This window comes from Luteibacter sp., assembly GCF_051958795.1.
Taxonomy (GTDB): domain Bacteria; phylum Pseudomonadota; class Gammaproteobacteria; order Xanthomonadales; family Rhodanobacteraceae; genus Luteibacter.
The window spans coordinates 1-13,574 of the sequence record NZ_JBQCFT010000049.1 but is presented as its reverse complement, the minus strand read 5'-3'; the positions used below and the strand labels follow the sequence as shown (position 1 = coordinate 13,574).

Below are 13,574 nucleotides of genomic sequence, written 5' to 3'. Positions count from 1 at the left end.
GCACCGATGGCGAGCGTGCCCGCGTTGATCGTGGTGCCGCCGGTATAGCTGTTGGCACCGCTGAGGGTGAGCGTCGCAGCGCCGTTCTTGGTGAGGCTGCCACCTCCCGAAATGGGGCCGGCCAGCGTGGTGTCGTTGCGACCGGCGACGGTGAGCCCCGCGTTGAGTACCACATCGTTGGCGAGTGTCACGGCGGCGCTGGTGTCCAGCGTGGCATCGCCGCCGACGATGAAGGTGCCCGTGCCAAGCGCGGCATCGTCGCCCGCGACGAGCGTGCCGGCGTTGAGCGTGACGCCACCGCTGAAGGTGTTCGCTCCGCCCAGCACCTGCGTGCCAAGGCCGTTCTTCACCAGGCGGCCGGTGCCGCTGATGATGCCGTCGTAGGTCGCGTTGCCTACCCCATTGAGCACCAGGCCGTTGCCGCCAAGGGTGACGGCGCTGCCGGCCACGCCGGCGAGCTGGCCGATCGTGACATCGCCATTCGCACCCGCGATGTCGAAGCCCGTACCCGCGGCGTTAAGTGTCACCGCGCCGGTCGGGGAAAGGCTGCCGCCCGCGCCGATCGCCAGGATACCGGCATCGATGAACGTGCCGCCGGTGTACGTGTTGGTCCCGGTCAGCGTCTCGGTGCCCGTGCCAACCTTGGTCAGGCTACCGGTGCCCGCGATCGAACCACCAAACGTGCCGTCGGTCGGGCCGCCCACCACCAGTGCGTTGTCGCCGAGGTTGACCGTACCGTTACCGATCAGCGTGCCGAACTGCTGCGTCCCGTTGCCCGCCGAAAGATCGAACGTGGCGCCGCTGGCCAGGTTCACGATACCGGTGGAAGCAAGGCTCGCACCTGCGCCCAGCGCCAGGGTGCCGGCGTTGATGTAGGTGCCACCGGTGTACGTGTTGGTGCCATTCAAGGTGAGCGTTGCCGCACCGTCCTTCGACAGGCTGCCCGTGCCACTGAGATTGCCGTTGAGGGTCAGGTCGTCGCTGCCGAGCACATCGAGCCCAGCATTCAGCACCATATTGTTGGCGAGCGTCACGGCGGTATTCGTGTCGAGCGTCGATGCGCCGCCCACCGTGAGCGTGCCCGTGCCCAATGCGGCGTTGTTGCCCAGCACCAGGCCACCATCATTCAGCGTGACGCCACCGGTGAAGGTATTTGCGCCGTTGAGGGTTTGCGTACCGGCGCCGTCCTTGATGAGGCCGCCGCTACCCGTGATGACACCGTCGTACGCGCTATTGCTCGCACCGCCGAGCGTGAGCGAATTGCCACCCAGGGTCACGTTGCTCCCCGCAGTGCCGCCGAGCGAACCGATCGCCTGGTTGCCGCCTGCCGAGATATCGAACGTGCCACCCGCATTGACATTCACCGCGCCGGTCGAAGCGAGGCTGCCGCCAGCACCGATCGCAAGCGTGCCGCCATTGATGGTGGTGCCACCGGTATAGGTGTTCGCGTTGGTGAGCGTGAGCGTGGCCGCGCCATCCTTCGTGAGGCCACCGGCGCCCGACAGCACGCCACCGAGCGTGAGGGCGTTGCTGCCAGCGAAGGTGAGGCCTGCGTTGAGCAGGATGTCGTTATCGATCGTTGTCTGCGTGGAGGCATCCAGCGTGCCTGCGCCCGCCACCGTCAGCGCACCGGTGCCGAGGGCGCCGCTGTTCCCGACGGCAAGCGTGCCCTGGTTGAGGGTGACACCGCCGGAGAACGTGTTCGCGCCGTTCAGCGTCAGCGTGCTCGCGCCATCCTTCACGAGGCCGCCCGTGCCGGTGATGGTGCTCGCGACAGTGCCGTTGGCATTGCCATTGATCGTGAGCGTATTGCCGCCCAGCGAGACGATGCCGCCGGCCACGCCGTTGAGCGACCCCACCGCCTGGTTGCCTGCCGCCGTGATGTCGAAGGCCGCGCCAGGCGCCGCGATCGTCACCGCACCCTGCGGCGAAAGGCTGCCGCCCGCGCCGATGGCAAGCGTCCCCGCGTTGATGAAGGTGCCCCCAGTGTAGGTGTTGGTGCCGGTGAGCGTCTCGGTGCCCGTGCCAAGCTTGGTCAGGCTACCCGTACCGCCGATGGAACCGCTGAACGTGCCGTCCGTCGCCCCACCGACATTGATGTTGTTGCCGCCGACATTGACCATGCCGGAGCCGACGAGCGTGCCGATGGTCTGCGTGCCGTTGCCAGCCGACAGATCGAACAGCGCGCCATCGGCGAGGTACACGACGCCGTTGGCGTAGAGGCTGGCATTCGCTCCCAGGGCGAGCGTGCCGGCGTTGATCTCCGTGCCACCCGTGTACGTGTTCGCGCCGTTCAAGGTCAGCAGCGCGTTACCGTTCTTCACCAGGCCGCCGGTACCGGAGAGGCTGCCATCGAGTGTCAGGTTATTCGCGCCCGGCACGGTCAGGCCGGCGTTGAGCACGATGTTGTTGCCGAGCGTGACCGGGCTGGTGCTATCCAGCGATGCGGCGCCTGCGACGGTCAGCGTACCCGTGCCCAGCGCGCTGTTGTTGCCGACGACGAGGCCGCCGTTGTTGAGCGTGATGCCGCCCGTGAACGTGCTGGCGCCACCCAGTTCCTGGATGCCGGCACCGTTCTTCACCAGGCCGCCCGCACCGGCGATAACGCCATCGAAGGCATGGTTGGCCGCGTTACCGAAGATGAGCGTCTCGGCGCCCAGGTTGAGGTTGGTCCCCGCCACGCCAGATAGCGAACCCACCGTCTGGTTCGCGCCGCTGCCCGAGATATCGAAGCCCGCGCCTGCCGTGGTGAGGTTCACATCGGTACCGGACGCGAGGCTTCCGCCGGCGCCGAGGGCCAGCGTGCCCGCGTTGATCGTCGTACCACCGGTATAGGTGTTGGCACCACTCAATACCTGGGTGCCGGTCCCGTTCTTCACCAGCCCACCAGTACCGCCGATCGTGCCGCCGAACGTGCCGTTTCCATTCCCGTTGCCCAGGATGAGCGTGTTGGAACCCAGCGAGACCGCGGTGCCCGCCACGCCATTCAGCGCGCCGATTGCGGGCGCGGTGGTGGCACTCACGTCGAACACCGTACCCGGCGCGGCGAGGTTCACCGCGCCCGTGGCGGCCAGGCTACCGCCCGCGCCAAGGGCGAGCGTGCCGGCATTGATCGTGGTGCCGCCGGTGAAGGTACTGGCGCCGGTGAGCGTCTGCGTGCCGGCGCCCTGCTTCACCAGGCCGCCCGTGCCGCCGATGCTTCCGCCGAAGGTGCCGTTAGCCGCACCGCCCAGCGCGATGCTGTTCGCACCGAGCGCCACATTGCCGTTACCCGTCAGCGTGCCCACCGTTTGCGTACCGGTGCCGCCGGAAATATCCAGCGTGGCATTGCTCGCCAGGTTCACCGTGCCACTCGCGGCGAGGCTTCCACCGGCGCCGAGGGCCAGCGTGCCGGCGTTGATGTTGGTGCCACCGGTGTAGGTGTTGGCACCCGTCAATGTCAGAGTGGCAGAACCGTCCTTCGTCAGGCTGCCGTTGCCGCTGAGCACACCGTTGAGGGTAAGCGCGTTGTTGCCGAGCACGGTCAGGCCCGCGTTCAGGACCACGTTGTTCGCCAGCGACACCGGGCCGCTGCTATCGAGCGTGGCCGCGCCACCGACGGTGAGCGCGCCCGTGCCGAGGGCACTGTTGTTGCCCACGACCAGGCCGCCTGCATTCAGCGCCGCGCCACCGCTAAAGGTGCTCGCGCCGCCGAGGGTCTCCACGCCTGCGCCGACCTTGACGATGCCACCGGTGCCGGTGATCGCACCGTTGTACGCGCGATCCGTCGCATTGCCAAAGGTGAGCGTCTGCGCACCCAGGCCTACGGTCGTACCGGTCACGCCGCTCAACGAACCAATCGTCTGGTTCGCGCCACTGGCGGAAATGTCGAATGCCGCACCCGCCGTCGTGAGGTTCACATCGCCGGTGGCGGCGAGCTTGCCGCCAGCGCCAAGCGCCAGCGTGCCCGCGTTGATCGTGGTGCCGCCGCTATACGTGTTGGTACCGGTGAGGGTGACCGTCGCGGCGCCATCCTTCACCAGCGCACCGGCACCGGAGATCGTACCGCCGAGGGTCATCGCGTTGCTTCCCGCGAGGTCGAGCGCGGCGCCCGATGCCACGGCAATGGCATTGCCCACCGTCACCGGCGTATTCGCATCGAGCGATGCCGAGCCACCGACCGTCAGCGTGCCCGCGCCGAGCGCGTTGTTATTCCCGAGCAAGAGACCGCCCGCATTGAGCGTGACGCCACCGCTGAACGTATTCGCGCCGCCCAGCTCCTGGATGCCCAGGCCGTTCTTCACCAGGCCGCCGGTGCCGCCGATCACGCCATCGTAGCTGCCATTGCTGACGCCTCCGAGGGTCAGCGTATTGGCACCGAGGGTCACGGTGCTACCCGTGACACCGTTCAGCACGCCGATGGTCTGGTTGCCACCGCCGCTGATGTCGAAGCCCATACCCGCCGCCGTGAGGTTTACCCCGCCGGTGGCCGCGAGGCTGCCGCCGGCACCGAGTGCCAGCGTGCCCGCGTTGATCAGCGTGCCGCCCGTGAAGGTGTTGGCACCCGTGAGCGTTTCCTTGCCCGCGCCCTGCTTGATGAGGCCGCCCGTCCCCGCGATCGCTCCGCTGAACGTGCCGTCGGTCGGGCCGCCGAGGGTGACGGTGTTCGCACCCAGGTTGATGGTGCCACCGCCGATCAGCGTGCCGAAGCTCTGCGTGCCATTGCCGGCCGAGAGATCCAGCGTGCTGCCGGTGACGAGGTTCAGGATGCCGCTGGACGCGAGGCTGGCATTCGCACCGAGTGCCAGCGTACCGGCGTTCTCCGTGGTGCCGCCGGTATACGTGTTCGCGCCGTTCAAGGTGAGCACGGACGAACCGTTCTTCGTCAGGCTACCCGTACCACTCAGCACGCCATTCAACGTGAGAGCGTTGGAGCCAAGCACCGTGAGTCCGGCATTCAGCGCGATGTTGTTGGCCAGGGCCACCGGGCCATTGCTGTCGAGCGTCGAAGCGCCCGCCACCGTGAGCGTGCCGGTACCGAGTGCGCTGTTGTTGCCGACGATCAGCCCACCCGCGTTGAGCGAGGTGCCGCCGCTGAAGGTGCTGGCACCGTTGAGTGTCTCTACGCCGGAACCAACCTTCACGATGCCACCGGTGCCGGTGAAGATACCGCTATAGGTCTGGTTGGTCGCCTTGCCGAACGTCAGCACCTGGCTACCCAGGCTCACGGTGGTACCGCCGACACCGCTGAGCGAGCCGATGGTCTGGTTGGCGCCGCTACCCGAGATATCGAACGAGTCGCCCGCATTGGCGAGGTTCACGTCGCCTGTGTTGACAAGGCTCGCGCCTGCGCCGAGGGCGAGCGTGCCACCCGCGATGGTCGTGCCGCCGGAGTAGGTATTGGCGGCGCCAAGCGTGAGCGTGGCATTGCCACTCTTGGTGAGACCGCCCGTACCCGACACGACGCCACCGAGCGTGAGTGCGTTGCTGCCGAGTACATTGAGGTTGGCGCCCGCGGCGAGGGCCACGTTATTGGTCGTGTTTACCGCCGCCGAGGTCTCGAGCGTGGCGTTGGCACCGACATTGAGTGAGCCGGTACCAAGGGCGCCACTGTTACCGAGCACGAGGCCACCGGCATTGAGGTTCACGCCGCCACTGAAGGTGTTGGCGCCACCGAGCGTGAGCACCGAACCGCCGTTCTTGGTGAGACCGCCCGTGCCGGACACGACGCCACCCAGCGCCACGTTCTGGCTGCTGAGCACGTTGAGCCCCGCGCCGAGGTTCACATTGTTCGCGAGGTTGACGGCGGCTGTGCTGTCGAGCGTGGTCGCACCGCTGACAGTCAAGGCACCGGTACCCAGCGCATTGCTGTTACCGACCACCAGGCCACCGCCGCTGACGTTCAGCCCACCGCTGAAGGTGTTCACGCCATTGAGGGTGAGCAGGCCCGGGCCTGTCTTCGTGAGCGCGCCCGTGCCCGCAACCACGCCGCCGAGTGTCGTGGCGGTGTTGCCGGGCAGCGTCAGGACCGCACCCGTGCCGAGGTTCACCGCATTGTTGAGGTTTAACGCGCCCGTCGAACCCAGCGTGGCGCTACCGCCGACATTCAGCGCACCCGTGCCCAGGGCGCCAGGGTCGCCCAACTGGAGCGTGCCGGCGTTGAGGTTCACGCCACCGGTAAAGGTATTTGCGCTACCCAGCGTCAGCGTGGTGCCCGCTCCATTTTTTGTCAGGCTGCCCGCGCCGGTGATGACGCCACCAAGCGTCGTATCGTTTGTACCGGCCAGAGTCAGCCCGGCGCCCAGGTTGATGTTATTGGTGATCGTGTAAGCGCCAGAGGTACCGAGCGTACTCGCGCCAGTCACGGTGAGCGCACCGCTGCCGAGCGCCCCGGCATTCCCAAGGATGAGGCCACCGGCGTTAAGCGTGACACCACCCGTGAAGGTGTTTGCGCCACCGAGCGTCTGCACGCCGACGCCCGTCTTCACCAGGCCGCCCGAGCCGGAAATGATGCCGTCCATCGTGCGGCTGACGCCGTCACTGCCGAACGTCAGCGTGTTCGCACCGAGCGCCACCGTCGTGCCGGCGACGCCCGCAAGGCCGCCAATGACCTGGTTGCCCGCGGCCGAAATATCGAAGCCCGCGCCCGCAGTGGTGAGGTTCACCAGGCCCGAGGCGGCCAGGCGGCCACCTGCGCCGAGCGCGACGGTACCGGCGTTGACCGTGAGGCCACCGGTGAATGTGTTGGCCCCGCCAAGGGTGAGCGTGGATGCGCCGTTCTTCTGCAACCCACCCGTACCCGCGATCACCCCGTTGAAGGTCAACGGCTGGCCGCCAAGCACATTGAGGGCGGCACCGGCGGCAAGGTTGACGTTATTGCCCAGCGCGATCCCACCCGCCGACGCATCGATGGTCGTATTCGCATTGACGTTCAGCGCACCCGTACCCAGGGCCGCGTTATTGCCGACCAGGAGGCCGCCGCCGAACGTCGTGGTACCACCGCTGTACGTGTTCGCGCCATTCAGCGTCAGCAGCGATGCGCCGTTTTTCACCAGGCTGCCGGTGCCGCTGATGACGCCGGTGTTGAAGACGAGCGGCTGGCCGCCGAGCAGGCTCAGGCTGCTGCCGGCGCCGAGGACCACGTTGTTGGTGAGGGTCAGGGCCGCGTTGGTATCGAGGGTGACCGCGCCGCCAACGGACAGTGCACCGGTACCGAGCGCGTTCGCATTACCCAGTACGAGTCCGCCCGCGTTGAGCGCAACGCCGCCGGTGAGCAACGAGTTGTCTCCATTTAGCGTGAGGATGCCCGACCCTACCTTGACCAGTCCGCCCGACCCCGACAACGTCCCCGCGTAGCTCATGCTCGAGTTGAGGCCGCCCAGGGTAAGCGTCTTGGTACCGAGCGTCACTGTGCCGCCGAGACCCGACAGGGAGCCGATCGTCTGGTTGGCGGCCGCCGAAAGGTTCAGCGTGGTGCCTGCGCTCAGGTTCAACGCCGTGCTAGCGGCGAGCGAGCCACCCGAGCCCAGCGCAACGCTGCCGCCGGTGACATTGAAGGCACCGGTCAATCCATAAGCGCCGCCGAGCGTCAGCGTGCCCGCACCGCCCTTTGTCAGGTTACCCGCACCGGACAGCGTGCCGTTCAGGGCAAGCGGTTGGCTACCGAGCAGGCTCAGCGTGGTGCTGGGGTTAACGATGATGCTGTTGGCGAAATTGAAGTTCGGTGCGTTGGTATCCAGCGTTGCGTTGCCGCCCACCGTCAGCGTGCCGGCGCCCAGCGCACCGGCATTCGTCAGCAGCAAACCGCCGGCGTTGAGGTTCACCCCGCCCGTAAACAGGTTGGCACCGCCCAGGGTGACGACGGCCGTGTTGGTGACGTTGAGGCCGCCCGAGCCGGTGAGCACGCCGTTCAGCGAGAAGGCGTTGCTACCACCCAGTGTCAGCCGCCCGCCGAGCGCCACCGCGTTCGTGAGCGCGAGCGCCGTGCCCGAGCTTGATGCGATGGTGCCGCCGTTCGCGGTGAGCGTGCCCGGGCCGAAGGCGGTAGCGTCGTTGAAATTAACCAGGCCATCGTTGATCCGGGTATCGGCGACTGCCACCGGGCCAAGCAGGTTCCAGGTGCCGCTGTTGACGACCAGGTGGTCGAAGTTCCTGTAGACGGCGCCGTTGATGTCCGTGATCGCGCCCGTGGTGCCGGAGCCCGGACCCGTGGGCGAATTCTTCAGGACCAGAGAATCGTTGCTACCCGTACCGCCGTCGACCGTGCCCGCCGCGGCGATCTTGATCGTAAGGAGGCCGAGCACGTTCAGCTCCACTCCGACGCCGTCGGTGATGACGCGTGACCCCGACACCGCAGTGAAAGTATTTCCCGCGACGGCGTCGCCCAGGGCTACGCTGCCATTGACCGTACCGTTGTTGATGAACGTGTTGCCGCTGCCGACCGCCGCCGAGGTAAGGAAGCCAGTACGGCCGGTGATCGTGCCGTTGTTCACCATGTTGGTCTGCGCACCGCCGTACGACACGATGGCAACCGCATCGGACGCCTTGACCGTGCCGCCGCCCAGCAGCGACATTTCGATCGTGCCACTGTTCGTGATGTTGGTGACGCCGCCGCTGCCGTTCTGCAGCTGCAAGGCCTGTCCACCGAGGCCGAGTAGCGAGCCCACGTTGAACACGCCTCGGATATAGGCGTTGGAAAGGTTGTTGACGTTGATGGTGTTGGCGGTGGCGTTCCCGATGAACACCGACGGGTTCGCCAGGTTGATGCCACCCAGGGACGGATCGATGATGCCCGCGTTATTCAGCGTGAAGCCGTTGCCCGTGAAGTTGATCGGCGGACCAGAACCCAGCAGCGGCACCGTCATCGTCGTGCCGGAGGCGATGTTCACCGTGACGTTATTGCCGGTGAGGGTTGGCGGCACATTGATGACGCCGCCTGAGCAGTTATAGGTACTGCCAGTGAGCGTGCACGACTGCGCCAACGCCACCGCGGGCACGAGCGGCATGGCAAGGAGGGAAGCCAGCGCGAGGTAGATCCCCTTGCGGCGTGGAAGACGATGTACGTGTGCTGCGCGCTGGCTCATTGGATTCACCCCTGCCATGTCCATGGTGGTTGCAGGGGCAGCTTAGGCAGCGGTACCACGGTGGGACTGCACGAAAGAGGCATTGCTATAAGCCAATAAGGCAAGCTTTCGTACGGGGCATCCTCACACGGCACACACGTTGCTTAATCGCGCCGTGCCGTGAACACATAACCTTGGCGCTTATCGCGTTACCAAGGGCGCATATGCACTAATACGGAGAGGGCCAATGCGGCGAGGCAGGAAAATCCTGGCGTGGGTGCTTGGCATCCTTGTGCTGCTGATCGTCGCCGTGATCCTCTTCATCGCGTTCTTCGACTGGAACCGGCTGAAGCCGACGATCAACGAAAAGGTCTCCGAAGCCATCGGCCGCCCGTTCGCCATCCAGGGTGACATCACCGCCCACTGGGCCCGTGAGCCGGGCCAGGGCGGGCTGGTGAGCCTTATCCCATGGCCCCATTTCACGGCCCGCGACATCGTGGTGACCAACCCGAGTTGGGCTAAGAACAACCGTTTCGCCCACCTGGACTCGATCGACTTCCGCCTCGCTCCGTTCCCGCTTATCGCGCACCGCATCGTGGTGCCGGAGATCCGCCTGGGCCAGCCAGCGATAGCCCTGGAACGACAGAAGGACGGCACCAACACCTGGACCTTCAAGCTGCCCGAAAGCAGCGGCCCCTCCGAGTGGCAGCTCGAACTCAATGCCCTCGCCTTCGACAAGGGCCACATCGATTTCGACGATGCGCAGATGCAGATCAAGATGGGCATCGACGTGACGCCGCTCGGCAAGGGCATTCCGTTCGACGAGATCATGGCCCAGCAGGAAAAGGATTCCCGCGCGCAGGCGAACAAGACCACGGGTGCCAGCTCGAAGCAGATGGCGAAGAGCAACGCCGACGAAAACGACCGCAACGACGAGACCAAGCGCAAGCAGGTGTACCAGTTCGCGTGGGATGCGAAGGGCACGTACAAGAAGTCGACCGTCGAAGCCAAGGCGCGCACTGGCGGTGTCCTCGCGCTGCGCGAAGCGAACCGCCCGTTCCCGGTGCAGGCCGATGCGCGCTTCGGCGATACGCATATCGCCTTCGTCGGCACGCTGACCGATCCGATCAACATGGGCGCGCTCGACATCCGCCTTTGGTTCTCCGGCACGAGCATGTCGCACCTGTATGACCTCACCGGCATCACCCTGCCCGATACTCCGCCGTTCGCGACGGAAGGCCACCTGAAGGCCAACCTGAAGAAGAACAACAGCACCTTCGTCTATGAGAACTTCACCGGCAAGGTCGGTGGCAGCGACCTGGGTGGCACGCTCACATTCAATACCGGCGGCAAGCGCCCCAGCCTGACCGGCAACCTGCGTTCGAATCAGCTGCTCTTCAGCGATCTCGCCCCGCTGGTGGGTGGTGGCAGCGACGCGGAGAAAGCCGAGCGCGGCGATGCGAAGAAGCAGCCGGATGGCAAGGTGCTCCCGGTCGAGCCGTTCAAGACCGACCGCTGGAATGCGATGGATGCCGATGTGCGTTTCGTCGGCGCGAAGATTGTGCACGGCGAGCGCCTGCCGATCAGTAATGTCGAGACGCACCTGATCATGAAGGATGCGGTGCTGACCCTGGATCCGCTGAAGTTCGGCGTGGCTGGCGGTACGGTGGGCAGCAACATCCGCCTGGATGGCTCGGCCGAGCCGATGAAGGGCCGCCTGAATCTCGGCGCGCGCCACATGAAACTGAAGGAGCTGTTCCCGACATTCGCGCCGATGCAGACCAGCTTCGGCGAAATGAATGGCGATGCGTCGTTCACTGCCGTGGGCAATTCGCCGGCGGCCCTGCTGGGTAGCTCCAATGGCGAACTGAAGCTGCTGATCAACGATGGCGCAGTGAGCTCGTCACTCCTCGAGCTTGCCGGCCTCAACGTGGGCAGCTATGTCGTCGGTAAGTTCTTCGGCGATGACGTGGTGAAGATCAATTGCATGGCCGCCGACCTGGTCGCGACCGACGGCGACATGGAATCACGCGTGTTTGCGCTGGATACCGAAAAGGCCCTGATCAACGTCAACGGCAATATCAACTTCAAGGACGAGAAGCTCAACCTGGATATCGTGCCGCACACCAAGGGCTTCCGCATCTTCTCGCTGCGCTCGCCGCTGTACGTGCATGGCACGTTCGCCAATCCGTCGCCGGGCGTGCATGCCGGCCCGCTGATCCTGCGTGGGGGTGGCGCCGTGGCATTGTTCTTCGCGGCACCGGTCGCTGCCCTTGCTCCGCTGATGGTGCCGGAGAGCGGCAAGGCCAACGCCGTCACCTGCCAGCCGCTGCTCGACGACCTGAAGAAGGCCCCGCCAAAAGCCCCCCCGCCGGGCAAGACCAACGCAAAGTAAGGCCCGCGATGCCCCTGTGGGAGCACGCGTGCGCGCGATAGGCACTCGCCCCCAACCTCACACCCGTAGGAGCCCACCCTGTGGGCGACATCTTTCGCCTAAAACTACAAGCCCCCGTAGCTCAGTCCGCGAAAGATGTCGCGCGCAAGCGCGCTCCTACAGGGCGGCGGCAAGGAACTCGAGCACGGCCGCGTTGAATAATGCCGGGCGCTGCAATGGTGCGAAGTGGGTGACGTCGGGCAGCAGGCGGAAAGTCGCGTTGGGCAATGCCCGGGCAAGGTACTCGGCATGGTCGAGCCTGATGAACTCATCGGCTTCGCCAAGCGCAACGACCGTCGGCACGTTGATCGTCGCGAGTTGGGCCGACGTGTAGTCCGGCTGCGTCGACTGCATCGCCTGTACCGCCTCGAACACCTCGTCAAAGCGCTCCGGGTGCGGGGACAGACGCGCATACGTGCTTCGGTGGTTTTCGAGGATGCGCCCGATGACCGGCGTGAACTCGAACGGCTTCACGCCACCCGGGTCCACGTTGCACGCGAAGAAGAACAACCGTGACACCCGCTCCGGCGCAATATCCGCAAGGACCAGGCCGGTATCCGCGCCATCGCTCCATCCCACGATCGCGGCACGGGCCATGCCGAGCTCATCCAAGATCGCCATGACCTGATGGGCCATGCCTCGGTAGCTGAAGGGCCCGCCGCCCCAGCGACTGCGGCCCTGGCCGGGACTGTCGATGGCGATGGCCTGGTAGCCGTGGGCGACCAGTTCCGGAATGAGATAAGCCCAGTTCTCGCTGCTGCCCATGCCGCCGTGCAGGAGCACGACGGGCTTGCCGGTACCGAAGACGCCGTACCAGAGCGTGTCGCCGGCGTGTTCCAGCCGTCCCTCGAGGACCGGAACCGGCAGGGGCGGAACCCCGTGCGCTTGCAGCCCGGTCAGGTCGTCATCAGTCAGCGTCATACGCCGGACTGTAACAGTCCCCCCGTAGGAGCGCGCTTGCGCGCGACATCTTTCGCGGACAGAGCCGCAGGGCCTGCTGTGTCTGGGCGAAAGATGTCGCCCACAGGGTGGGCTCCTACGGGGGCGTTCCCGCGCGAGCACCCATCGCGCGCAAGCGCGCTCCCACACGCTCGGGTCCGGTAAAGTGCGCGCATGTCGCCGACCCGCAAAGCCCTTTTCCAGATCCATTTCTGTGTCCTGCTGTGGGGCTTTACGGCCATCCTCGGGAAGCTGATCACCCTGCCCGCCCTGCCGCTGGTCTGGTGGCGCATGCTGCTGGTTTCGGCGGCGCTGCTCTGCGTGCCGCGGGTGTGGCGCGGCTTGCGGGCGTTGCCGCCGCGGCTGCTGTTGATCTACGCAGGTACGGGCGTGGTCGTGGCGTTGCACTGGCTGACCTTTTACGGCGCGATCAAGCTAGCGAATGCCTCCGTGGCCGCGACGTGCATCGCGATGTGCCCGGCGTTTCTTTCGGTGGTGGAGCCGTGGATCGCGAAGCGGCCGTTCGAGGCCCGTGAGCTGTTGCTGGGCGCCGCCGTGGTGCCGGGCGTGGCGCTGGTGGCTGGCGGCCTGCCGGGAGACATGCGGCTGGGCCTGGCGGTCGGTGTGCTTTCCGCCCTCTTCGTGGCGTTCTTCGGCGCGTTGAACAAGCGCTACATCGAACATGCCGATTCGCTGACCGTGACCTGCGTCGAGCTGGGCGCGGGTACGGCATTCCTGACGATCGCGGCGCCGCTCATGCCGGGGGCGGCTTTCGTGCTGCCCAATGCGCACGATGCCGTGCTGATGATCGTGCTGGCGTTCGGCTGCACCTTGCTGCCGTTCGCGCTGGCGCTGTCGGCGCTACGGCACCTCTCGGCGTTCGCCACGCAGATGGTGACGAACCTCGAGCCGGTGTACGCGATCGTCCTGGCCATTCCGTTGCTGGGTGAGCAGCGGGAGCTTGGCTGGGCGTTTTACCTGGGGGTCGCCGTGATTCTGGGGGCGGTGTTTGCGCATCCTTTCCTGCACCGGGGGGAGCGGGCGGCTCCCTCAGACATTGTCGCGCCTTGAATCGCGGGGGACCCCGCCCCCCCCAAAACCACACCCCCCCCCCCGGGGGCCCCGCGGTGCCCCCTGGGGGGGGACCAAAACACACACAC

Annotated in this window: 4 protein-coding genes; 2 read left to right on the top strand and 2 right to left on the bottom strand. The window is 66.2% G+C overall.

Annotation, left to right across the window (positions count from 1 at the left end):
• The coding region (locus ACTHLF_RS02720) for an autotransporter-associated beta strand repeat-containing protein (protein WP_440324637.1) at positions 1 to 9,062 on the bottom strand (9,062 nt) is incomplete at its 3' end.
• Positions 9,063 to 9,288: 226 nt separating this feature from the next.
• Here ACTHLF_RS02720 and ACTHLF_RS02715 point away from each other — a divergent pair.
• On the top strand, positions 9,289 to 11,436 hold the full coding sequence (locus ACTHLF_RS02715; RefSeq protein WP_440324635.1) for an AsmA family protein: 2,148 nt from the start codon (positions 9,289 to 9,291) through the stop codon (positions 11,434 to 11,436).
• A gap of 156 nt (positions 11,437 to 11,592) precedes the next feature.
• On the opposite strand, the gene ACTHLF_RS02710 is transcribed toward ACTHLF_RS02715, so the two are convergent.
• Positions 11,593 to 12,396: an alpha/beta fold hydrolase gene (locus tag ACTHLF_RS02710; RefSeq protein ID WP_440324633.1), complete on the bottom strand. Its 804-nt coding sequence runs from the start codon at positions 12,394 to 12,396 to the stop codon at positions 11,593 to 11,595.
• 192 nt (positions 12,397 to 12,588) lie between these two features.
• Here ACTHLF_RS02710 and ACTHLF_RS02705 point away from each other — a divergent pair, with 192 nt between their 5' ends.
• The gene (locus ACTHLF_RS02705) at positions 12,589 to 13,485 is read left to right on the top strand and encodes a DMT family transporter (protein ID WP_440324631.1); all 897 of its coding nucleotides are present in this window, start codon (positions 12,589 to 12,591) and stop codon (positions 13,483 to 13,485) included.
• Positions 13,486 to 13,574: the final 89 nt, after the last annotated feature.